The organism is Lutibacter citreus, assembly GCF_003260195.1.
In the GTDB taxonomy this organism is placed as follows: domain Bacteria; phylum Bacteroidota; class Bacteroidia; order Flavobacteriales; family Flavobacteriaceae; genus Lutibacter; species Lutibacter citreus.
This window is the reverse complement of sequence record NZ_QEIH01000002.1, coordinates 203,551-226,343: the sequence shown is the minus strand read 5'-3', so window position 1 is coordinate 226,343 and position 22,793 is coordinate 203,551. Positions and strand designations below refer to the sequence as shown.

The window sequence follows — 22,793 nt, the reverse complement described above, 5'->3', positions numbered from 1 at the left end:
ATATGAAACCCCTAATTACCCTAAGTTGTATAGTTGTATTTTTATTTACAATCTCTACTACCGCTAAAGAAAAAATTTCATCAGAAAATTTAATTACTGCTTCAGGGACTGTTAAAGATTCCTTAACGGCTCAAACTTTGTCCAATGCAAAAATTGTTTTGTATGACATAAATAAAGAAGATTTTGTAAACTTAAAAAAAGGGCAAGAAACTATTCGTCAAAACACAAAAATGCATAAGTTGAAATCTGTTTCAACAAATGAATCTGGTGAATATACAATTGAAATGCTTCCAGAAAAGTGCTATAAATTAATAGTTACTATAAATGGTTTTATTAGTCAAACAAAATTGTTTTCTACAGAAGATACTTCAGTTAAGGAGCGAGAAATTAATTTTAACCTAGAAAATCAAGAAGTTTATGTAGATAAAGATTCGCGTGTTTTAATGAAAATAGATCCTATTCAATTTGAAATTAATAGTACTAAAATGACTGCAGAATCTAAAAGAAATATAAACAAAGTTATATTGCTTTTATATAAATATCCAGATTTTGAAATTGAAATCGGAGTACATGCATCAAGTTTAGGAGGTGATTCTTTTAATTTGAATTTAACAACCAAAAGAGCCGATGAAATATATAAATATATTAACTCATCAAAATGGCCAAACAAGGATCGTTTAACAGCAGTTGGGTATGGAGAAACTAAACTTATAAATGAATGTGTTAACGGAGCAAAATGTTCTCGTTCTAAGCACCTTGAAAATAAAAGAGTTGAATTTGTACTTCATAATAAATATAAGCCAATCAGTGATATGGAATATTTAACAAGAAGAGTGAGTTCGGCTAACTAAGAAAGCTAAATTCAACAAAGCTTTAATTAAAGATATTAATTGTTTAAATTTTCATAAAATTCCATAGTTCATCATTGTTTTAACCAATTTTTAACAGCAAATAAAAAATAATTTATGCTACTTGCACGGTGTTAGAAAGCATGTTAAATTCACGCGGTTAAAAACAATAAAAATGATTGAAGAAAATAATGTTTCTATTGATATAAAAGCTATCAATGAAAAGATTGAAAAGGAAAGTGCATTTGTTGATTTGCTAATTATGGAGATGAACAAAGTAATTGTTGGTCAAAAACACATGATTGAACGATTGCTTATCGGTTTACTTGGAAATGGACATATTTTATTGGAAGGTGTTCCTGGGTTAGCAAAAACATTAGCAATTAACACAATGGCTAAGGCCGTTGACGGTGATTTTAGTAGAATTCAATTTACACCAGATTTACTGCCTGCAGATGTTGTTGGAACTATGATTTATAGTGTAAAAGACAATGATTTTACTATAAAAAAAGGACCAATATTTGCAAATTTCGTATTGGCAGATGAGATTAACCGTGCTCCAGCAAAAGTGCAGTCTGCTTTATTAGAAGCAATGCAAGAACGTCAAATTACAATTGGAGACACAACTTTTAAATTAGATGAGCCATTTTTAGTAATGGCTACACAAAATCCAGTAGAACAAGAAGGAACTTACCCATTGCCAGAAGCGCAAGTTGACCGTTTTATGCTTAAAACAGTTATAGACTACCCAAAATTAGAAGAAGAACAGCAAATTATGCGTCATAATTTAATGGGAACTTTTGGTGTTGTTAATTCTGTAGCGTCTCTAGATCAAATAAATAGAGCAAGAGCAGCGGTTAAAGAAGTTTATATGGATGAGAAAATTGAAAAATATATACTAGATATAATTTTTGCAACTCGTTATCCAGAGAAATATAACTTACCAGATTTAAAAGGGCTTATTAGTTTTGGAGCTTCACCTCGTGGAAGTATTAACCTTGCTATGGCAGCCAAATGTTACGCATTTATTAAGCGAAGAGGATATGTTATTCCAGAAGATGTTCGTGCAATAGTTCACGATGTATTGCGTCATAGAATTGGGATTACATATGAAGCTGAAGCTGAAAACGTAACTTCTGAAGATATCATAAATCAAATAGTAAACGAAGTAGAAGTGCCTTAAAATATTTAAGCATTTAACCGATTAATCGGTTAAACTTTTTTCTATTACACGATTTAACAATTCAACAAATAAACAACAATTGGATACTAAAGAAATACTTAAAAAAGTTCGAAAAATAGAGATTAAGACGCGTCGTTTGTCTGATCATATATTTTCAGGCGAATATCACAGTTCGTTTAAAGGACGAGGTATGACTTTTTCTGAAGTAAGACAATATCAATATGGAGATGATGTAAGAGCAATTGACTGGAATGTTACAGCACGCTATAATGAGCCTTACATAAAGGTGTTTGAAGAAGAACGTGAATTAACAATGATGTTAATGGTTGATATTAGCGGTTCAGAATTATTTGGAACAACACAACAATTTAAAAGAGATACTATAACAGAAATAGCTGCGACGTTAGCATTTTCTGCAATTCAAAATAATGATAAAGTTGGGTTAGTGCTTTTTTCTGATGAAATGGAGTTATATATTCCACCTAAAAAAGGAAAGAGTCATGTACTTCGTATTATTAGAGAGCTTATTGAATTTAAACCAAAAAGCACTAAAACAAATATAAACGAAGCATTTAAATTTTTATCCAGTGTTATGAAAAAGAAAGCCATTGTTTTTGTGCTTTCTGATTTTATGGATACACATTATGAGCGCACGTTAAAAATTGTAGGTAGAAAGCATGATGTTACCGGAATACGAATTTATGATAAACATGATATTTCTATTCCAAACCTAGGTATGGTGCCAATGCTTGATGCAGAATCGGGTAAAACAATATTGGTAAATACGGCTTCAAAAAGTGTAAGAAATGGATATTCTCAGCACTACAATGAAACAGTTGATTATTTTGAAAAATCCTTTACTCGTAGTGGTGCAGGTACTATAAGTTCTCGAATTGATGAAAGTTATGTGAAAAAATTATTAGGATATTTTAAGCGTAAAGGAGCAAGATAGATAGTGAATTTAAAAATGAAAAAATACTTAGTTTATATATTGTTTTTTATTGGTTTTATTGGAATTGCACAGCAAAACACTGTTTCAATTTCAACGGATACTACTTTTATAAGAATTGGAGAACAAATTCAATATAAAATATCTGTAAATGAAACTGATAATGTGGTTTTTCCTGAATTAAAATTAGATAGTTTAGGTAAGGTTGAAGTTGTTGAATCTTTTAAAACAGATACGTTAAAAAATAAATTTGAAAAAAGATATTTGCTAACAAGCTTTGATAGCGGTCAGTTTATTATTCCTCAACAGCAAGTTTTAGTTAATAGTAAAAAATACTTAACAGACTCATTATTAATTAATGTTGTAAGTGTTAAAGTAGATACTACAAAACAAAAAATGTACTTAATAAAGTCCATTAAAAGAGAACCTAAAACTTATGATGATTACAAGTATTTATGGTGGTGGATCATCCCAATACTACTATTATTTGCAGCTATCTTATATTTTATTTTTAGAAAGAAAATAATAAAAGCAATTCCAAAAGTTTATGTTGCTCCTATTCAGGAAGCTATGAATAGACTTAAGGAATTAGACGAAAAAGAATTGTTGAAGCAAAATAAGGTTAAAATATACTATTCTGAATTAACAGATATTGTTAGAACTTATATAGAAAAAGATATAAAAATTCCGGCATTAGAATCTACAACTAACGAGTTGGTTGAAACAATTGTTGATTTTAATGAATCTAGTAAATTAGGAATTTCAAAAGAAACTATAAAGCAGTTAAAAGAGGTTTTACAAAGTGCTGATTTAGTTAAATTCGCAAAATCAAAACCAATAATTGAAGAAATTAAATCAGATAGATTAACTGTAGAAGAAATTATAAAAAATACACAAACTGCTGTTCATATTAATAATTTAAAAACTAAAGATGAGAGTTTAGATGAAGAGATATTTATCGAACAACCAGTTAAAAAGAAAAGCCCGCTGAAAAAATATTTATTAATATTTATTGCTTTGGCATTTTTAGCAGTTAGTATAATTGGCTATTTTGGATATCATTTTATAAAAGAAAATTTCTTAGGAAAAACTACAACTGAAATGCTTGAAGATCAATGGTACAAATCTACCTATGGAAATCCTGCAATTTATGTTGAAACACCAGAAATTTTAGCAGTGCAATCAGTGCAATTACCAAATAATGGAGTTTCAACAATTGGAGATTTTTCAATATTTACATATGGTAGTCCAATTAGTAATTTTTATATAGCAGTTTCAACAACAAAATTTTTAAATAAGCTGCAAGAAATAGATTTAGATATTGGAATTTCAGGATCATTAAATGCAATGGAAACCCAAATGAATACAACCTTTACCAATATTAAAAAGAAGAACATTAAAATTGATGGTATAAAAGGGAAAAGAGCAGATGTTGAATTTAAAAGAAAAAATGAAAGTACTAATCTAAATGAAGATTATAAGTTAACAATGTTACTTTTTGCAGATGAAGACGGTATGAGACAAGTGTATGTTTCATCGCTATGGAGTGATGATTCTGCCGAAGCAGTGGTAAATAGAATAGTAAAATCAATATCATTAAAACCGTAATTATGTGGAGAAATTTTGAATTTTTACATCCTCAGTTTTTATGGTTATTAATTTTAATACCATTATTGGCTGTTTGGCTCTTTTTAGTTCGTAAAAAAGATGGAGCAACTTTAACCATTTCAAGTATAAAAGGGTTTGAGGCAAAACCATCATTATTAGCTAAGTTTAAGCCTTTATTAAATGTTTTAAGGCTGTTAGCCTTAACCTTATTAATAGTGGCATTGGCGCGCCCAAGAAATGTATCAGTAAGCAAACGTACTAAAACAAATAAGGGAATTGATATTGTTATGGCAATTGACGTTTCAGCAAGTATGTTGGCACGTGATTTAAAACCAAACAGATTAGAGGCACTTAAAAAAGTAGCAACTGAATTTGTAAACCAACGTCCAAATGATAGAATAGGAATTGTTGTTTATGCAGGTGAAAGCTTTACTCAAACACCTATAACCAGTGATAAAAGAATTATAAGAAATACCATTTCAAAAATTAAATGGGGAGATCTTGATGGTGGTACTGCAATTGGAATGGGATTAGGTTCAGCAGTAAACAGGTTAAAGGAAAGTAAAGCTAAAAGTAAGGTTATTATATTATTAACCGATGGAGTAAATAATACTGGTTTTGTAGATCCAAAAACAGCAACTGAATTAGCAGTTGGCTTAGGAATAAAAGTCTATACAATTGGTTTAGGAACCAATGGTACCGCTTCATTTCCGTATGCTAAAGACCCTAGAACTGGAAAATTATTATTTAGAAGCTCTCCTGTTGAAATTGATGAAGAGTTGTTACAGTATATAGCTAAAGAAACTGGGGGAACCTATTTTAGAGCAACTGATAATTCTAAATTAAAATCCATTTATGAAGAGATTAATAAATTAGAAAAAACAAAAATAGAAGAGTTTAAATATTATAATTATCAAGAGAAATATAGATTATTAGTGCTTTTAGCAGGATTATTTATTTTGATTGAAGTATTCTTAAGAAACACAATATTTAAAAGTTTTATATAAAAATAGATGTTGAGAAATGGAATTGTTTAATAATGAAATCAACAACTAAGAAATAACAATCAGTAAAAATGTATCAAATAGAAGAACCGACATATTTTTTATATCTAACAATTATTCCAGTAATATTTGTATTGTTTTTGTTGGTGTTTTGGTGGAAAAAAAGAAAACAAAAACAATTTGCAGATATTGGATTAATTAACAAGTTAAGTCCAGAACGATCAACATTTAAATCGTTTGTGAAAATTATTTCACTTTGTTTAGGACTGGCTTTTTTAGTTATTTCTTTAACAAACCCTAAAATGGGTACAAAGCTTGAAACAGTGAAACGAGAAGGTGTAGATATTGTTTTTGCACTAGATGTTTCTAAAAGTATGTTAGCTGAGGATATTGCGCCAAGCAGATTGGATAAAGCAAAGCAAATTATTACCCGAATAATTGAAAAACTAGGTAGCGATAGAGTTGGGATTATTATTTATGCAGGAAATTCATATCCTTTATTACCAATAACAACAGATCACGCTGCCGCAAAAATGTTTCTACAAAATGCAACTCCAGATATGGTAAGTAGCCAAGGAACTGCAATAAATGAAGCAATTGAAAGAGCTATATCTTATTTTGATAATGAAGAACAAACCAATAGGTTTCTTTTTATTGTTTCAGATGGTGAAGATCACGAAGAGAATACGGTTTCATTGGCAAAAGAAGCTAAAGAACAAGGTATAAAAACATATACAATTGGTGTAGGTACAGAAAAAGGAGGTCCAATTCCAATAAAAGATAATGGTTCGGTTATTGGTTATAAAAAAGATAATAAAGGAGAAGTAGTAATAACCCGGATGGTTGAAAAAGTATTGATGGATGTTGCCAATGAAGGTAATGGAAAATACATTAACGGAAATAAAACGCAAGAAACAGTTGATATAATAGGAGATCTATTATTAAATGCAGAAAAAAGTGAATTCGAAACCAAAAAATTTGCTGATTATAAAGATCAGTTTCAATGGTTTGTTGGCTTAGGTTTATTATTCTTGTTATTAGATGTATTAATGTTAGAGAAAAAAACAAAATGGATTCAAAATTTAAATTTATTTAATCAAACTGAAAAGAATGAAAAATAGATTCATCATATTATTTTTAGGTTTTACAAGTGTTCTTTTTTCTCAGCAAAAAAGCCCTGAGAAATTGGCGCGTGAAGCTAGGGAAGATGTTAGAGAGGGGAATAAATTATACAATCAATTGAAATTTAATGAAGCTGAAATTTCGTATAAAAAAGCCTTATCTAAGAACCCAAGTTACCCAAAAGCTTCGTACAATTTAGGGAATACAATTTATCAGCAAAATAGAAACAAAGAAGCAATAGCGCAATTTGAATTGGTTGAAAAAATGAGTACTGATAAAATAAGCAAGGCTGAAACCTATCATAATATGGGAAATTCATTTATGAAAGAAAAACAGTATGATAAAGCGGTAGATGCCTATAAAAAATCTTTGAGAAACAACTCAAAAGATGATGAAACACGTTACAATTTGGCTTTGGCTCAAGAAATGTTGAAACAACAGCAACAACAAAACAAGGATAACAAGGACAATAAAGATAACAAAGACAAAAAGGACGATAAAAATAAGGATAACAAGGACAAGGATAAAAAAGACGGAGACGACAAAAATAAAGACGATAAAAAGGATAAAGGAGACGAAAAGAAAGATGATAAAGGAGATCCAAAGAAAAATGACGAAAAGAAAGATGAAGATAAAAAACAGGAACAAAAACCTAGACCAAATCAATTGTCTCCAGAACAGATGAAACAATTGTTAGAGGCTATGAATAATGAAGAGAATAAAACTCAGAAAAAATTAAATGCTGAAAAAGCAAAAGGTAAACAAGTTAAACAAGAAAAAGACTGGTAACAAAAATGAAATTTCTTAAAATTTACATACTTGGTTTTTTAGTTTGCACATCGCAACTGTTGTCTGCTCAAATTGAGTTTAAAACAGATGTAAGTAAAAATAAATTAGGAGTAAATCAACGATTTAAAGTTCAATTTTCAGTGAATAAACAAGGTGCTGATAATTTTGCTGCGCCTTCTTTTAACAATTTTACAATTGTTGGAGGGCCTAGTTCATCTGTAAATCAATCTTGGATTAATGGTAAAGCATCTTATTCTCAATCTTACATATATATTCTTGAACCTAAAAAAGAGGGGGAATTTACTATTGCTCCGGCATCTATTGAGTATGATGGTGAGATTATAAAATCAAATCCAGTTAAAATTACAGTTGTAAAAGCCGTTGATATACCAAAAGACCCAAATAATCCTGAGTATATAGCACAACAAAATATTCATTTAGTAGCTGAGGTTTCTAATTTAAAACCTTATGTTGGTGAAGGAATTTATGTTGTTTATAAGCTTTATGTGAGTGAAAACATAAGTGTTAATGATTGGCGAGTAAGCGAATCGCCGCAGTATAATGGATTTTGGAATCAAGATATTGAAGTAAAGGAGATTAGTGTTAAAAAAGGAGAATATAATGGTGAAGATTATAGATATATAATTCTAAAAAGAGCTGTTTTAATTCCACAAAGAGAAGGAAATCTTAAAATTGAACCTATGAAAATGAGTTTCTCTGTTGGTGTACCAACTGGGAGAGGTGATTTTTTTGGGAATATGATTACAAAAAACATTAATTACTCTGCAAGTTCAGCTATTAAAACGGTGAATGTAAAAGCACTTCCATTAGCAGGAAAACCAATTGATTTTAATGGTGCTGTTGGTGAGTTTGACTTTAAGGTTGCTGCAAATAAAAATGTTTTAAAAGCAAATGATGCAGCACAAATAAAAGTAGAAGTTTCGGGAAAAGGAAATTTAAAACTATTTGAAATTCCTAAAATAACTACTCCTTCTGAATTAGAGGTGTATACGCCAGAACATAAAGAAAATGTAGCAACTGCATTAACAGGTTTACGTGGAAGTGTTGCCGACACTTATACAGTTGTTCCACAATATAAAGGAAAATATAAAATTCCAGAAGTTTCATTTACATATTTTAACCCAAAAGAGGAAAAATATAATACTATTAAAGCACCGGCTATTTTTGTTAATGTAACAGAAGGTAAAGAATTACCATCATCTAACAATAATGTAGCTGTGAGTCCTAAACAGCGTGTTGTAGGAACTGATAATAATTTTAGATTTATTGCTTTAGATTCAGAATTAGAAGCAAATGTTAAATCTCAATTTTTAGATTCCGACCTATTTTATTTATTGTTGTTCTTGCCATTTTTAGCAATTCCTATTGGAGTTTTAATAGGTAAAAAACGAGCGGAACGTGCTAGGGATGTATTTGGAAATAAAATAAGAAAGGCGGATAGACTGGCAAAAAAATATTTATCACAAGCTAAAAAGGAACTAGGAAACCAGGAGGCCTTTTATATAGCTCTAGAAAGAGCATTGCATAATTTCTTAAAAGCAAAACTTCTTGTTGAAACTTCTGACATTTCATCTGAAAGAATAGCTGAAATATTGACTGAAAAAGGGGTTGATTCAGAAACAATTAAGCAATTTATGAATGTTTTAAATAGTTGTAATTTTGCTCGTTATACGCCAACAACAAATGTAATGATGGAGCAAGAATTAGAGAAAGCCAAAGAAGTAATAACAAATATAGATAAGCAGTTGTAAGATGAAAAAGTTAGTTAGCATAGTAGTATTGCTTTTGAGCTTAGTTGCTTATTCACAAGAAGTTGATAAGCTTTTTGATGAAGGTAATACATTTTATAAAGAAGAAAATTATACAAGAGCCGTTGGTGTTTATTTGGCTATTGAAGAACAAGGAATGGTATCTGATGATTTGTACTTTAATATTGCAAATTGTTATTATAAAATGAATAAAGTAGCTCCAGCTATTTATTATTATGAAAAAGCATTAAAAATAAACCCAACTAATGAGGATGCATTAAATAATCTGGCATTTGCAAAAAGAATGACTATTGATGTTATTGAAGAGTTGCCAAAAACTTTTTTGCAACGATTCTCAGCTAGTATTATCCAGAAGTTTTCCTTTGATACTTGGGCAATAATTGCTGTTATAGCCTCTTTTTTAGCTTCGTTATTATTTTTATTATATCATTTTTCATCATCATCAAAAAAGAAGATATTCTATTTTAATACAACTATTTTTTCAGTGCTGGTTTTAATTGTAACGGTATTTTTCGCTTATTCAAATTTTAAAACAGTTCAAAAAAATAGAACAGCGATTATTTTTTCTTCAAAAGTAGAAATTAAAAATGCGCCTTCAACTTCAAGTGATGAAGTGTTTGAACTTCATGAAGGAACTAAAGTAATTGTTTTAGATGAACTTGATAATTGGAAAAAAATTAAAATTGCCGATGGTAAAATCGGATGGATTTATGCAGATTACTTAAAAGAAATTTAAATTTTATCTCTTTAGTTCATTTTTTTTAATAAAAAATCTAAGTTATTCTTTCCTTCAGCTTAGAACTGTTATTTAAAGGTCTTAATAAATAATATGGAATTTTTTATCTCTCTTCAGAGATTAAGAAAAACAACTTATTTAGCTAAATGATTTTTAGTGGATATAAATTTCTTTACTCAAATAATTTTTCAACAAATTCTTTTAAATGCTTTCCATGAACATTTGAAGCAACAATTTTACCTTCAGCATCTATTAAAATATTATATGGTAAGGAGGTAATTCCATATTCAATTGCAACAGGTGTACTAAATCCTTCAACGGTTGAAACATTTGGCCAGGTTCTCTGTTCTAATTTAAGCGCATTTAACCAACGATTTCCATTGGAATCTAATGATATACTTAAAATTTGAAATCCTTCCGGATTGTATGCTTTATATAGCTCTTTAAGTAAAACACTTTCTGTTCTGCAGGGAGGACACCAGCTAGCCCAGAAATCTATAAGAGTATAGGTACCTTTTATTGAATCTAATGAAATAGTTTTATTAAATTCATTTGGCATTTTAATAGCTGAAATTTTACTTCCAATGCTTGTTTTTTTAAGTAACTCAATTTTATCTTGTAATTGATGTGTAATTTCTAAATCAGGATATTTTTCCGAAAAATCAACCATTAAATCTTCAAAAAATGGAAGTTTCTCATTATTCCATCGTAATGCAGAGACATAAATTGCGATAGAATTCCCCATTTTATCTTTTACAAAATCAGCTAATTCATTCATGTGTTTTCCGTAGTTTTCAACTTCTAACTCTCTTAATTCTGTTATTTTTTTAACAGAAATTTTAGTGGAATCTAAATTTTTAATTTCATCTCTAACTGATTTTACCAACCTATTTAAAGATTTGGTTCTAAATGCTTGATAAGCATATAATAATTTTGAATCCTTAGAGCCAGCAACTTTTATTTTATCTACAGAAATACCTTTAAATTTAATGTTTTGACCTCTATTTGCGGCTATTAAAATTGTTCTCTCATTATTAAATGATAATGAATAAATGGCAGGTTCTAGAAAGTAAACCGAATTAAATTCTCCTCTTTCATCAACTTTTATTGAATCTATAAAGGTGGTTTTATTCATTTTTATAGTTTCAATTTTTGAAAGTAAGATATATCTATTCTTTAAAGTTGGAATTTTTCCAGAAATAATGAATGAATTTTCGTTGTTAGAATTACATCCAGAAAAAAGAAGGATAGTAATTAAAAATCCTAGTAGTGAAATAGTTTTATTGTGCATAATTTTTAATAATTAACCTTTTTGACGCATCAAAATGATTTAACTAACATAATTTAATTTGAAATAGCAGTATTGGTTTTATCTTCAACAATAGTTAAAAAGTTTGGAAATATTGTTGGGGCTAAATTTTTAATGGGTTGGTATAAAATAGATTCCTCTTTTTGTTCATCTGAAATAAAAGGAATTGTGTCATTTAATTTAGTAAACACTAATAATACAATACTTAAAATAAGCCCAATTTTAAGAGCTCCAAATACACCACCAAGAATTTTATTTAATAAACCCAATGCTGCAAAATCTGCTATTTTGGTGAATAATTTTCCTAACAAACTAATAACTAAAACAATAATTGCAAAGGTTACAGCAAAAGAAACAATGGTAATATATCTTTCATCCCAAGAAACCTGTTTTGCTAAAAAATTGCCAACAAAAAAAGAAAAATGAATAGCACCGTAAATCCCAGCAATTAAAGCAACTAGTGAAGCAACTTCAACAAAAAGTCCTTTTAAAAGCCCTCTTATAAATCCGAATACTAAAAGTGCAGCAATTATTATATCAAAAGTATTCATATAAATGTTTTTTGTAAAGATACTATTATTGTTTATTTGTTAAAATGATGCGTTGTTTATTTGATTGTTTTTATGTTTAAACGAAAAAAACTAATAACTATCTTTGCAATCTAACTAGAAAATAATAATGTCAAGAGATATAAAATTAAAAGAGGAATACGATTCTGTTATTTCTATATTATCAGCAAAATTTGGAGAAGGTGAGCAACTTAATTTAGATGCTATAATTTATTTAATTGGTGTTCAGGAACTTGGAAAAGGAGTTGTAGAATTTAAAAAGGATGATAAATTAAACTTAATGCATATTGCCATTTGTAGGTTATTAGAACCATTTGGGTATTATGAATTTGATTTTTTTGATGATGATGGATGGCCACATTTTAAAGTATTGGAAGAGTTACCGCCACTAAAATCTGGTGAACAAACAGTACTTATGAAAGAAGCAATAGTTTTATACTTTAAAGCTCAAGAGTTAATTTAAATATTAGGTTTCAAAATTAGATTATAAAAATTACTAATTTTGGTCTGATTATTGAAATAATTTATAAAAAATATAGAATATGTTAAGAATAGTTCTTTTAGTTTTCCTTGTATCTACTTATAGTTTTGCGCAAAATATTGTGAGTGGTAAGATGGATCCGGTATCTGAAGATTATGAAAATGTTATCGTCTATCAATTAAAAGGAGCTAAGCAATTGTATGTGAATTATGCCGCTATTGATAAGAAAACTGGTGATTTTTCAGTTGAAATTCCAGAATCTTTCAATAATGGAATGTATAGATTAATGTTTGATTTTGAAAATACAGGATATGTTGATTTTTTATATTCAAAAAAAAGTATACAATTTAATTTCGACCCTACATTTCCATCTGGCACAACTAAATTTATAAATTCTGTAGAAAACGGTTCATTGGCAAGTTATTTAAATGAATCAGTTGCAATATTGCATAATTTAGATTCTTTACAATTAGCGTTTTTTAATTTGAAAGACGAAAAAATAGCAAAGAAAACGGCAAAACAGTTTGTTTCAAAGAAAAAGGAATATTTAAAATTTCAATCTAAATTTGAAAGTGAATCACAAAATAATATTGCAAATAGTTTTATAAAATCTTATAAAAAAGAATATCCAGAGAAACCTATTAAAACACCTCAAGAATATTTAAATTTTTTAGACAAACATTATTTTGATAATATTAACTTTAATGATAAAGTACTTATAAATTCGTCTTTTTTAAGCGAACGTGTTGTTGAATATGTTTTTTATTTAAATAGCTCTGATGATATTCATGTGCAAAGTGTTCTTTTTAAGAATTCTGTTAATAATGTTATGAAATTAATAACTGATAACAATGCAAAAAGCGATGTGTTAGTTTCTCTTTTATATGCATTTGCAAATGAAGAAAATTTTAGAATGTTAGATTTTTGTATTGATAATTATTATAATAAACTTCCGGCTGAGTTAATTAGTCAGAAGGTTATTGAAGATGTTCAATCTAAAGTAAAATTAGCAATTGGAAAAACAGCTCCAGATTTTTCATTTGAACAAGAAGGGAAACTTGTTAAATTATCTGATTTAAAAGGTGCAAAAAAATATGTTTTGGTTTTTTGGAGTACTACTTGTTCCCATTGTTTAAAAGAAGTTCCTGAATTGTACACATATATTAAAGACAATAAAAATGTTGAAGTTATTGCAATTTCTTTAGAGAAAGATGAATTAGGTTTTAATCATCATACAGAAAAATTTACAAAATGGACAAATGTTTTAGCTTTAGAAAAATGGACAAACCCTATTGCTAGGATGTATGAAATTCATTCAACCCCTACCTATTTTATATTAGATTCTTATAAAACAATTATTTCAAAACCAGAACATTTTTTAGATTTAAAGATGTATTTGAATGAGAATAAAACGGAATCTGAAAAAGGAGTTATAGAAAAAGATGAGCTGTTGTTAAACGCAAAGTAAAAACTGAAATATTTTATTTTTAATAGTTAAAGAATTTAAACTTAAAGATCATCTCAAGGATTTAAATTATTTATCTTGAATAGTATGGCGTTTGTTAAATAATAAATATAAAAGGATAATATGCGTAAAAGATTAATTGTTTTTTTAGTTGCGGTACTTGCTTTATTAAATGTAAATGCACAAAGTGTATTAAAAGGTAAGAATGCACCAGATTTTAAGTTGTATAACTTAAAAGGCAAGACAAGTACTATAGAAACATATGCTGATAAGGTTGTTGTTTTAAAAATGTGGTTTACTACCTGTGCACCTTGCATACAAGAAATGCCAAAGGTAAACAAGGTAGTGGAAAAATATAAAAATAGAGCAGATATAGTGTTTATTGCTCCAGCACCAAATAGTAAAAAAACACTTAAAAAGTTTTTACGAAAAGTTGATTTTGATTATGAAGTAATGTCTGGATCTTATGAAATGTTAAAAGTTTATAATCCGGTAAAGTTGTACCCAACACATGTAATTATAAATAAAAAAGGAGTTATTTCTTTTGTTTTAGAAGGTTCTTCTGAAAATATTGAAGAAATATTAATTTCAGAAATTGAAAAGTTACTTTAAAAGTAAGTATTGATATAAATTATAATAAAAAAGAGCTCAATTTGTTGAGCTCTTTTTTATTATAATTTAATTAATGACTGCATTCATGATCGTGACTATGAGACGTACATGTTTCGCCACTGTCTAGTATTTTACCGTTTAAATATTGTTCTACAATACTTTTAGTTTTTCCAGAACAACCTCTAATAACATCAATATTAGATTGGTTTAAAACATTAATGGCTCCTTGTCCAATTCCACCTGCAAGCATTGTTGTTACACCATTTTCAGCAAGAACACTTGCTATATTAGATTTGCATCCACAGCCTTGTTCAGATTCTAAAATGTTAACTTCTTGAATTTTATTTCCTTCTACAATTGTGTATATTTCATAAAAGTCACATTGTCCAAAATGATCTTCAATTTCTTTATTTTCATTTACAGGTATTGCTATTTTTTTCATGATATTTATATTATTTTTAATTTTTTAATATTCAAATTTTTTGCTCCCTTTTACAGAAGTTTTCTTTTGTTTTACAAACAACGTCATTGTTTTCTCCTTCAACTAAATTGTGGCAATTTTTACAACGGTACCATTCCTTATCAAACTCATAATTGCCACCTTCAATTTCAATGGATTTCCCTTCAACAAACGCTTTGGTGATTGTTTTTAAAGCTTTATTGTAAATTCTGGTAAGTGTAGGCCTAGAAATATTCATAAGTACTGCAGCTTCTTTTTGTTGAAGCATTTCATAATTAACCAATCGTATACTTTCGTATTCTTCTAGTGTAAGTTGAACCGACGCTACTTTACAACGTGGAATCCCATAAGGTTTAAAGCCTTTCATTATAGGAGGTTGTGAAATTTTACGATTCTTTTCTGGTCTTGCCATTATTAATAATTCTTCAAAAGAAAGCACAAATATAATGAACCTGCGTTCATAATAAAAATAAAAAATAGCTATTTTTGGCAGTAAAAGTTACATAGCCTTAAAAATGTAAGAAGGCATCTTCTAAATGTTCTATTTTAGAGGTGTTTTTGTTTTTGATAATTGCTATAATATCAAACCTAACTTCAACATCTAAATCTTTAGAAACTACATATTGGTTAATAGCTTCAACCAATAATTGAATCTTTTTGTGATTTACAAAATCTTGTGGATTTCCAAAGTAATTTGAAGTTCTGGTTTTTACTTCAACCGGAACTAAAATTGAATCTTTTAATGCAATAATATCAACTTCAGCTTTTTTAAATCGCCAATTACGTTCTAAAATTTTATAACCTTTTTTTAAAAGAAAATTAACAGCTAATTGTTCTCCTTTTTCTCCTAATTCATTGTGTGTAGCCATTTTTTTTGTTTTTGTATAAGCGAGATTCCGTCACCTTCAATTTAGCATTTTAGGATGAGATGCTGAAACAAGTTCAGCATGACGTACTTTCAAACATTTAAACTAAATTATTATTTAAACTTTATTGAGCTTTTCTCTTCACCAACCTCTAATTCAACATTTCTACCAAAAACCAAGGCTTGGTTATCTTTTAGATGTCCCGCAGGAAAATTAAAAACTATTGGAAAATCATATTTATAAGTAATATCTAAAATAATCTCCTCTGCATTTTTACCAAACGGAATTTTATTGTCGTGCATATCAGTCATTCCTCCAACAATAAGTCCTTTTAAATGGTTAAAATAACCGTTACGTTTTAAATTCATCAACATTCTATCTAGATGATATAAGTATTCATCTAAATCTTCAATAAATAATATTTTACCAGTTGTGTTTATGCTTGTTTCACTGCCCAATAAACTATAAAACATAGATAAATTTCCACCAATCAATTCACCAGAACACTTTCCTAATCTATTTTCTGTTGAAGTAGGAATTTCATAATAAATAGTTTTCCCAAACAAACAATATTTTAAAGTTTCTAAAGCTTTTTTGGTGTTTTTTTCTACATCCAACGGCATAGTTGCGTGTAATGTTTGAAAACCTAAATTATTTAAGTAACTGTGTAAAACAGTAACATCAGAATATCCAATAATCCATTTCGGGTGTTTTTTGAATTCAGTAAAATCTAATTTATCAATAATTCTAACGGTTCCATAACCACCACGAGCGCACCAAATAGCTTTAATATTTGGGTTGTCTAGCATTTGCTGAAAATCGGCAGTGCGTTCAAGATCATTTCCAGCAAATTGATTGTCTTCTAAACCAATTGTTTTTCCAATTTCAACAGTTAAGCCCCAACTTTTAAGTAAGTTTATGGCAGGTTTAATTGCTGACGATGTGATTTTTCGAGCTGTAGAAACGATGGCAACAGTATCGTTTTTTTGTAAAAAAGAAGGTTGAATCAATTTTTTTAGTTTTAAATCTAAATGCAAATTACGAAAACCCAAACAACTATTCACTTTTCTAACAAACAATCCGTATTTTTACACTTTCAAAATTTATGTTAATGAGCAATACAAAAAGATATACCATTACGGCGGCTTTGCCTTATACTAACGGACCAGTTCACATTGGTCATTTAGCAGGTGTTTATGTGCCAGCTGATATTTATGCACGTTATTTACGTAACACAGGAAACGATGTGTTGTACGTATGTGGTTCAGATGAACACGGTGTGCCAATTACTTTAAAGGCGAAAAAAGAAGGTGTTACTCCACAAGATATTGTAGATAAATACCACGCAATTATTAAAAAATCGTTTAGCGAATTTGGTATTTCTTTTGATAATTATTCTCGTACTTCAGCAAAAGTACATCATGATACTGCTTCTGAATTTTTTAAAAAATTATATGATGAAGGAAAATTTATTGAAGAATCTTCTGAACAATTATATGATGCTGAAGCGAATCAGTTTTTAGCAGACAGATTTGTAATTGGAACGTGTCCAAAATGTGGAAACGAAGAAAGTTATGGCGATCAGTGTGAGAGCTGTGGAACAAGTCATAATGCAACTGATTTAATCAATCCAAAATCTGCAATTACGGGAAATGTACCAACAACCAAAGTAACAAAACACTGGTACTTGCCATTAGATAAATACGAAAAATGGTTACGTGAATGGATTGTTGAAGGGCATAAGAACGATTGGAAAACAAACGTTCTTGGGCAAGTAAAATCGTGGTTAGATGATGGTTTAAAACCAAGAGCTGTAACTCGTGATTTAGATTGGGGAATTCCTGTACCTGTTGAAGGTGGAGAAGGAAAGGTGCTGTATGTTTGGTTTGATGCTCCTATTGGTTATATTTCATCTACTAAAGAATGGGCAGCACGTGAAGGAAAAGATTGGGAGCCTTATTGGAAAGACAAAGACACAAAATTAGTTCACTTTATTGGAAAAGATAATATTGTATTTCATTGTATTATTTTCCCAGCAATGTTAAAAGCTGAAGGAAGCTATATTTTACCTGAAAATGTACCTGCAAATGAGTTTTTAAATTTAGAAGGAAATAAAATATCAACTTCTAAGAATTGGGCAGTTTGGTTACACGAGTATTTAGAAGATTTCCCTGGTAAGCAAGATGTGTTGCGTTATGCTTTAACTGCAAATGCACCTGAAACAAAGGATAATGATTTTACTTGGAAAGATTTTCAAGCACGTAATAATAACGAGTTGGTTGCCATTTTCGGTAATTTTATTAATAGAGTAGTGGTACTTACAAATAAATATTACGAAGGAATTATTCCTGAGCCAAATGAGTTTTCAGATGTTGATAATGAAACCTTAGAAAGACTGCAGAAATTTCCATCAATTATTTCGAGTTCTATAGAGCGCTACCGTTTTAGAGAAGCTTCTCAGGAGTTAATGAATTTGGCCCGTTTAGGAAATAAATATTTGGCTGATGAAGAACCTTGGAAATTGATAAAAACAAATCCAGAGCGCGTAAAAACAATAATGTATGTTGCGTTACAAATAGCTGCAGGATTATCTGTTGTTGCAGAGCCTTTTTTACCTTTTTCTGCAGAAAAATTAAAAGGAATTTTAAATATTTCTGAAGGTGTAGCTTGGGATGCTATTGAAACAACTCCAGAATTAATTGCCGCTAATCATACTATTGGAAAAGCCGAATTATTATTTGCTAAAATTGAAGATAGTGAGATTCAAGTTCAATTAGATAAATTGGAAGCTACAAAATTAGCAAATGAAGCTGAAAATAAAGTAGTAGAACCACAAAAAGAAACTATTGAGTTTGATGATTTTACAAAACTTGATATGCGTGTTGGAACTATAATTGAAGCTGTAAAAGTACCCAAAACTAAAAAGTTATTACAACTTAAAGTTGATGTTGGTATTGATACTAGAACCATTGTTTCTGGTATTGCAGAAAGTTTTAAACCAGAAGATATTATTGGTCAAAAAGTAACTGTTTTGGTGAATCTAGCGCCAAGAAAATTACGTGGTGTTGAAAGCCAAGGAATGATCTTAATGACTGATACTCCTGATGGAAAACTTGCTTTTGTTGAGCCAGGAAATGATTCAGTTAAAAATGGTGAACAGGTGAGTTAAAATAACTAATATTATATAAAAAAGGTCATTCAAAATATATTTTGAATGACCTTTTTTAGTTATTTAAACTACTCAGCTTGTAACTTAGAAAACCCAATAATTAGTTTTCCTTTTTTTGTTTTCCCAAGAAGTTTACAAACAAAATTACTTGCTGTAATTCCGTTTCCTATGCCGTTGAATTCAACTAATAAATTTGCGCCTTTTTTCTTTGTTTTAACTGCTTTACAACCTCGTCCGTAATCAACTTCTTCTGCAGCTCCAAATCTTAGGCTTTCAATATCAATATCTTTTTGAGCATCAAAACCTTCTTCTGAAAGAATTAAAATTTTAATAGATTTTGTATCCTTAGTAACCGGTTTTTTATTCAATATTTTTAAACGTTTGTGAACCGTTAAAGGCATTACTATATTTTTAGAACTATGCTTGTCTTTAGCGAGATCATCAGCTTTTGGAACATCAATAACAGCTAAAGATAAATGAGTTGCGCGCCCATATTCATCAGTTAAAACGTGAGGGCGTTCTAACTTATACCAATGTGTTTGAGTACCATTTTCATAAAATGTATTATTAGGTGTGTAGGCTGTCCCGGGATTAAATTTCCAGTGAATTCCATCAGGTGAACGCAAATAGATAGCACGGTAATCTATAAATGCGTTAATCATCATATGAAACTGAACTTCATCTTTCCAAAGAACAGGATCTTCAAAATTTGAATTTCTATATTTTTCTGGAATTATAGGGTTTCCTTGTAAAGGAGCAGTCATTATTTTATAAATTCCTAAAGGGTTGGTTCCTTCACTTAGCATCATTGCGCCACCTTTGGTAACAAACAAAAAACGACCATCATTTAATTGAACTCCAGATAAATTTCTTTCAAAACGGTATAATAAGTTAGGTTTTTCTAAGGTTGTATTTGTATCAACTTTCATAATTCCTAATCTTTTCCAAGGACCATTCATAGAATTTGACGAAAACAAGGTTGGTTCCCAATTAATAAGAGAATACATTAAATAAGTTCCATTGTTTAAAAGGATGATATCAGGATTATGCCCTAGACCATTATTAAATTCATAAACAGTATTATCTTTTACTAAATAGGGGCCTTGTGGTTTTTCTGAAACTGCATGAGCAACGGTTGATCTTGGCCATTCCCAATGACCTTTGGTTGCATTAGCAGGCCAGCGAGTAACATTTATATGAAATTTTCCATCTTTGTCTTTAACAGGTCGTCCTCCCCAATAACTCCATGCAGGATCTTCTATTCCATTATCAGCATCGCGAGGTAAAACACCTTCAGCTCCCCAAACATTAGAACTCAGTTTTTTATGAATTGACATTGGTAAAATTAAATCACTAAATGACACTCCAGAGACCATTTTTACTTTCGCTTTTAATGGTTTTGAGGCAACACTTTTATTGCCGCTATAATCTTCAGCAAACACTGCATATGTATTTTTAATATTTTTAGCAGGTGTAAAATCTAAATAGAAATTTCTAGTAATATTATGTGCAATTTCTTGCAAATTATTTCCATTTTCATCACCGCGATAAACCGAATAATTTTTAACATCATTATCTACACTTTTTTTCCAAGAAATTTTTATTTCAGAATCATATATTTCGGCTTTTAAGTTTGTTGGCGGAGTAGGAGGAATGGTGTCTATTTTAGCTATGTTTATTTTGTTAGAAGCCCCAGATTCTTTTTTATTATAACGAGTTACAACGTAGGTGTATTTTACACCGTTTATTAAAGTTGTATCTAAAAAGTTTTTTTCTGAAGTTTCTCCAAGCTTTTCATATGGTTGCTTTTCATTAAATTGTCGGTATATGTAAAATGTACTATATTCATTGGCTAAATTATCTTTCCAAGTTAAATTAATGCCATCGTTTTGTACTTCAGCAGAAATATTTGGTCCAGTTTTATTGTTGTCAACAACACTAATATTTACATAATGTAAAAATACTTTTATTTCATCTTCGCTATAAAATGTGGCTCTAACAAAAGGAAGTCCAGCATTAGCATCTTCTTCAGTAACGGTATAAGTTCCTTTAAAATGTTCAACAACTTTATCTGAACCAATTAGTTTCACTTTTTCGGCTACAATATGTTCATTTTTACCGAAAACAAGACTTAATGAAATGCCTCCGCTACTGATGTATTCTAAATCTGCTCCAAAACTCCAGTTTATGATATCTCCAGCTTTTGGATTTTGATAATCAGGATTGGTATTTAATAGCTTAGATTCTGCAATACCAATATCGTTAATACTAAACATGGTGCCATAATGTAATCCCATTTTGTATTCTCCAAGTCCTTTTACATTGTACGTTTTCCAAAATGGAGATTGTTTAGACTGACGCCAATAACCTCGAACGGCTTCAAAATCACCATCGTTAACGTTGGCGTGTGGTGCGTTGTCACCAAGTAAAGTTATTTGCGAGTATGAATTTATACTTATTAAAGTCAGAATTAGAATTAATAATAAATGTTTTTTCATGTTCAAGAGATTCCTTTTTTATTTATTTTTTGGTACAAATTTATCCACCGGACGAATCATTATATAATTTATTTTTTTGTCTTTAGCTACTCTATCTATTACTCCTACCATAAGAGCTTCTACTTCACCTTTTTTATTGAGATATACCTCGGGGCGTTCAACTTGCTCGATATATAGTGTATCAATAGCAGAGGTTTTTTTATCAATAATAGGAATAGGGTCTGTTCGCCTCCAAATAGCTTGACGAGAATATAATTTGTAATTTATACCGTCTTTTGAGGTTAAATATACAACCGATTTTTGTTCACTCGTTATCAAACCTAACCAGTCGGTGCAAATTATATTGTATTGGTTATTGTTAAACCATATCGCTGGGTCTTCAAGCTGAAAATTATAAGGTAATCTGTTGAGAGTATCTCCAAGCATTTTGAAAGGTCCCATATAATTATCGGCTTCAAATGCTCGCATTTTCCTGATAACATTACCGTTTTCCTTCACATTATCTTTTCCTACTACATAGGCTTTCCCATTTTTGGAAATACACATTGCAGGATTATTTATTGGAATTACTGGTTTATCTATTATTTCCCAAGGTCCTGTTATTTTATCAGAAATTGCATATCCTGTATGTCCTGAAGGGATACCAAGGAAGTATAATAGGTATTTATCTTTGATTTTCATTATTTTAGGATTGTGTAAGCCTACTTGCCCCCATTTATGTGGAAAGGTTGATGGCTTCATTACTGTTTCCTTGTATTCATATGGGCCGAACAATGATTTAGATGTTGCTCTAATGATATGACTTGTTCCCCAGAATGCAGTGTCAGCCCATCGTGAGCAGAACATGTGATATACGTTGTCAACTTTAATTATAGCAGGACACCATACCGAATAGCCTTTCATTTTGAAGATTGCAGTTTTAGGAACCGGTAGCATTGCATCACGAAAAGGATTTTCGGTTTCATATGATGCTTCATAAGCAGTTTCTTTTTTACTTAAAACATCCTTTATTTTAAGTTTGACATGTTTCATGTTGTTCCTGTTTGAAGAAAAACCAACATATAATAAATACGTTCCAGGAGCTGTTATTTTTCGATTATTACCCCAGAGCACCTGTAAATTACCAGGGGTTAAATTAAATTCGACTAGCTGTTTCTTACCCAGTTTGCCTGATATTTTTTTTGTTAATTTCAAAGAGTCTCTGGGTGTTTCAAAAAATTGCCCAAGTTTTGAAATATATAGATTAATATCTTGCTCTTCGTTTGTTTCGCTGTTGTTTATAACTGAAACCTTTAAGGTAACACTTCCATCTCTGTCTATTTCTTGATCAGAGAG

At 29.8% G+C, this 22,793-nt stretch carries 21 protein-coding genes; 13 read left to right on the top strand and 8 right to left on the bottom strand.

Translation table 11 applies throughout. From position 1 onward, the window contains the following. Nucleotides 1–2: 2 nt before the first annotated feature. The 9 genes from DAD81_RS04025 (at nt 3) to DAD81_RS03985 (ending at nt 10,029) form a co-directional block, all read left to right on the top strand. Nucleotides 3–851, top strand: coding sequence for an OmpA family protein (locus DAD81_RS04025; protein WP_111706951.1), 849 nt, complete (start codon nt 3–5; stop codon nt 849–851). Between the two features lie 172 nt (nt 852–1,023). Then, nucleotides 1,024–2,031 carry an AAA family ATPase gene (locus DAD81_RS04020; RefSeq protein ID WP_179950021.1) on the top strand — a complete coding sequence of 336 codons (1,008 nt, stop codon included), beginning with the start codon at nt 1,024–1,026 and terminating at the stop codon, nt 2,029–2,031. A gap of 79 nt (nt 2,032–2,110) precedes the next feature. Continuing rightward, on the top strand, nt 2,111–2,983 hold the full coding sequence (locus DAD81_RS04015) for a DUF58 domain-containing protein (RefSeq protein WP_111706950.1): 873 nt from the start codon (nt 2,111–2,113) through the stop codon (nt 2,981–2,983). A 15-nt stretch (nt 2,984–2,998) separates the two neighbouring features. After that, on the top strand, nt 2,999–4,588 hold the full coding sequence (locus DAD81_RS04010; protein ID WP_111706949.1) for a hypothetical protein: 1,590 nt from the start codon (nt 2,999–3,001) through the stop codon (nt 4,586–4,588). A 2-nt stretch (nt 4,589–4,590) separates the two neighbouring features. Next, nucleotides 4,591–5,595, top strand: a complete 1,005-nt coding sequence (locus DAD81_RS04005) for a vWA domain-containing protein (RefSeq protein ID WP_179950020.1) — start codon at nt 4,591–4,593, stop codon at nt 5,593–5,595. A gap of 68 nt (nt 5,596–5,663) precedes the next feature. Then, complete coding sequence (locus tag DAD81_RS04000) at nt 5,664–6,713, top strand: VWA domain-containing protein (RefSeq protein ID WP_179950019.1); 1,050 nt, start codon at nt 5,664–5,666, stop codon at nt 6,711–6,713. After that, on the top strand, nt 6,703–7,503 hold the full coding sequence (locus tag DAD81_RS03995) for a tetratricopeptide repeat protein (RefSeq protein ID WP_111706947.1): 801 nt from the start codon (nt 6,703–6,705) through the stop codon (nt 7,501–7,503). The genes DAD81_RS04000 and DAD81_RS03995 overlap by 11 nt, the downstream gene beginning before the upstream one ends. Before the next feature lie 5 nt (nt 7,504–7,508). Beyond that, nucleotides 7,509–9,275 carry a BatD family protein gene (locus DAD81_RS03990; protein ID WP_111706946.1) on the top strand — a complete coding sequence of 589 codons (1,767 nt, stop codon included), beginning with the start codon at nt 7,509–7,511 and terminating at the stop codon, nt 9,273–9,275. 1 nt (nt 9,276) lies between these two features. Beyond that, nucleotides 9,277–10,029 (top strand): SH3 domain-containing protein, encoded by a 753-nt coding sequence (locus tag DAD81_RS03985; RefSeq protein WP_111706945.1) that lies wholly within the window; start codon nt 9,277–9,279, stop codon nt 10,027–10,029. A 172-nt stretch (nt 10,030–10,201) separates the two neighbouring features. Here DAD81_RS03985 and DAD81_RS03980 read toward each other — a convergent pair whose 3' ends face one another. Together DAD81_RS03980 and DAD81_RS03975 are read right to left on the bottom strand one after the other, a co-directional pair. Next, on the bottom strand, nt 10,202–11,320 hold the full coding sequence (locus tag DAD81_RS03980; protein WP_111706944.1) for a TlpA family protein disulfide reductase: 1,119 nt from the start codon (nt 11,318–11,320) through the stop codon (nt 10,202–10,204). A 53-nt stretch (nt 11,321–11,373) separates the two neighbouring features. After that, complete coding sequence (locus tag DAD81_RS03975; protein WP_111706943.1) at nt 11,374–11,889, bottom strand: CvpA family protein; 516 nt, start codon at nt 11,887–11,889, stop codon at nt 11,374–11,376. Nucleotides 11,890–12,016: 127 nt separating this feature from the next. Here DAD81_RS03975 and DAD81_RS03970 point away from each other — a divergent pair, with 127 nt between their 5' ends. The 3 genes from DAD81_RS03970 to DAD81_RS03960 all read left to right on the top strand — a co-directional run bounded on the left by DAD81_RS03970 (nt 12,017) and on the right by DAD81_RS03960 (nt 14,465). Continuing rightward, on the top strand, nt 12,017–12,370 hold the full coding sequence (locus tag DAD81_RS03970; RefSeq protein ID WP_111706942.1) for a hypothetical protein: 354 nt from the start codon (nt 12,017–12,019) through the stop codon (nt 12,368–12,370). Nucleotides 12,371–12,449: 79 nt separating this feature from the next. Beyond that, on the top strand, nt 12,450–13,856 hold the full coding sequence (locus tag DAD81_RS03965; protein ID WP_111706941.1) for a thioredoxin-like domain-containing protein: 1,407 nt from the start codon (nt 12,450–12,452) through the stop codon (nt 13,854–13,856). Between the two features lie 120 nt (nt 13,857–13,976). Continuing rightward, on the top strand, nt 13,977–14,465 hold the full coding sequence (locus DAD81_RS03960; RefSeq protein WP_111706940.1) for a TlpA family protein disulfide reductase: 489 nt from the start codon (nt 13,977–13,979) through the stop codon (nt 14,463–14,465). Nucleotides 14,466–14,535: 70 nt separating this feature from the next. Here DAD81_RS03960 and DAD81_RS03955 read toward each other — a convergent pair whose 3' ends face one another. From DAD81_RS03955 to DAD81_RS03940, 4 genes are all read right to left on the bottom strand, one after another. Further along, the gene (locus tag DAD81_RS03955) at nt 14,536–14,907 is read right to left on the bottom strand and encodes a NifB/NifX family molybdenum-iron cluster-binding protein (protein ID WP_111706939.1); all 372 of its coding nucleotides are present in this window, start codon (nt 14,905–14,907) and stop codon (nt 14,536–14,538) included. Nucleotides 14,908–14,938: 31 nt separating this feature from the next. Further along, nucleotides 14,939–15,337, bottom strand: a complete 399-nt coding sequence (locus DAD81_RS03950) for a DUF134 domain-containing protein (protein ID WP_111706938.1) — start codon at nt 15,335–15,337, stop codon at nt 14,939–14,941. Between the two features lie 97 nt (nt 15,338–15,434). Next, entirely contained in the window at nt 15,435–15,794 is a 360-nt protein-coding gene (locus tag DAD81_RS03945) for a YraN family protein (protein ID WP_111706937.1), read from the bottom strand. A 110-nt stretch (nt 15,795–15,904) separates the two neighbouring features. After that, nucleotides 15,905–16,801: a S66 peptidase family protein gene (locus DAD81_RS03940; RefSeq protein ID WP_111707377.1), complete on the bottom strand. Its 897-nt coding sequence runs from the start codon at nt 16,799–16,801 to the stop codon at nt 15,905–15,907. A 101-nt stretch (nt 16,802–16,902) separates the two neighbouring features. Here DAD81_RS03940 and metG point away from each other — a divergent pair, with 101 nt between their 5' ends. Next, on the top strand, nt 16,903–18,960 hold the full coding sequence (metG, locus tag DAD81_RS03935; protein ID WP_111707376.1) for a methionine--tRNA ligase: 2,058 nt from the start codon (nt 16,903–16,905) through the stop codon (nt 18,958–18,960). A 68-nt stretch (nt 18,961–19,028) separates the two neighbouring features. Here the strand turns inward: metG and DAD81_RS03930 are convergent, their stop codons facing one another. Both DAD81_RS03930 and DAD81_RS03925 read right to left on the bottom strand, forming a co-directional pair. Continuing rightward, entirely contained in the window at nt 19,029–21,458 is a 2,430-nt protein-coding gene (locus tag DAD81_RS03930; RefSeq protein WP_111706936.1) for a hypothetical protein, read from the bottom strand. Nucleotides 21,459–21,476: 18 nt separating this feature from the next. Next, nucleotides 21,477–22,490: a glycoside hydrolase family protein gene (locus DAD81_RS03925; protein WP_157961074.1), complete on the bottom strand. Its 1,014-nt coding sequence runs from the start codon at nt 22,488–22,490 to the stop codon at nt 21,477–21,479. Nucleotides 22,491–22,793 lie beyond the last annotated feature (303 nt).

Excerpts from the sequence above, each read along its gene's own strand:
- DAD81_RS04020 (WP_179950021.1), top strand. The coding sequence starts at position 1,024 with ATGATTGAAGAAAATAATGTTTCTATTGATATAAAAGCTATCAATGAA.
- DAD81_RS04005 (WP_179950020.1), top strand. The coding sequence starts at position 4,591 with ATGTGGAGAAATTTTGAATTTTTACATCCTCAGTTTTTATGGTTATTA.
- DAD81_RS03965 (WP_111706941.1), top strand. The coding sequence starts at position 12,450 with ATGTTAAGAATAGTTCTTTTAGTTTTCCTTGTATCTACTTATAGTTTT.
- DAD81_RS03990 (WP_111706946.1), top strand. The coding sequence starts at position 7,509 with ATGAAATTTCTTAAAATTTACATACTTGGTTTTTTAGTTTGCACATCG.
- DAD81_RS03960 (WP_111706940.1), top strand. The coding sequence starts at position 13,977 with ATGCGTAAAAGATTAATTGTTTTTTTAGTTGCGGTACTTGCTTTATTA.
- DAD81_RS03980 (WP_111706944.1), bottom strand. The coding sequence starts at position 11,320 with ATGCACAATAAAACTATTTCACTACTAGGATTTTTAATTACTATCCTT.
- metG (WP_111707376.1), top strand. The coding sequence starts at position 16,903 with ATGAGCAATACAAAAAGATATACCATTACGGCGGCTTTGCCTTATACT.
- DAD81_RS04010 (WP_111706949.1), top strand. The coding sequence starts at position 2,999 with ATGAAAAAATACTTAGTTTATATATTGTTTTTTATTGGTTTTATTGGA.
- DAD81_RS03995 (WP_111706947.1), top strand. The coding sequence starts at position 6,703 with ATGAAAAATAGATTCATCATATTATTTTTAGGTTTTACAAGTGTTCTT.
- DAD81_RS03925 (WP_157961074.1), bottom strand. The coding sequence starts at position 22,490 with ATGAAACATGTCAAACTTAAAATAAAGGATGTTTTAAGTAAAAAAGAA.
- DAD81_RS03970 (WP_111706942.1), top strand. The coding sequence starts at position 12,017 with ATGTCAAGAGATATAAAATTAAAAGAGGAATACGATTCTGTTATTTCT.
- DAD81_RS04025 (WP_111706951.1), top strand. The coding sequence starts at position 3 with ATGAAACCCCTAATTACCCTAAGTTGTATAGTTGTATTTTTATTTACA.
- DAD81_RS03975 (WP_111706943.1), bottom strand. The coding sequence starts at position 11,889 with ATGAATACTTTTGATATAATAATTGCTGCACTTTTAGTATTCGGATTT.
- DAD81_RS03930 (WP_111706936.1), bottom strand. The coding sequence starts at position 21,458 with ATGAAAAAACATTTATTATTAATTCTAATTCTGACTTTAATAAGTATA.
- DAD81_RS03985 (WP_111706945.1), top strand. The coding sequence starts at position 9,277 with ATGAAAAAGTTAGTTAGCATAGTAGTATTGCTTTTGAGCTTAGTTGCT.
- DAD81_RS03945 (WP_111706937.1), bottom strand. The coding sequence starts at position 15,794 with ATGGCTACACACAATGAATTAGGAGAAAAAGGAGAACAATTAGCTGTT.
- DAD81_RS03955 (WP_111706939.1), bottom strand. The coding sequence starts at position 14,907 with ATGAAAAAAATAGCAATACCTGTAAATGAAAATAAAGAAATTGAAGAT.
- DAD81_RS03950 (WP_111706938.1), bottom strand. The coding sequence starts at position 15,337 with ATGGCAAGACCAGAAAAGAATCGTAAAATTTCACAACCTCCTATAATG.
- DAD81_RS04000 (WP_179950019.1), top strand. The coding sequence starts at position 5,664 with ATGTATCAAATAGAAGAACCGACATATTTTTTATATCTAACAATTATT.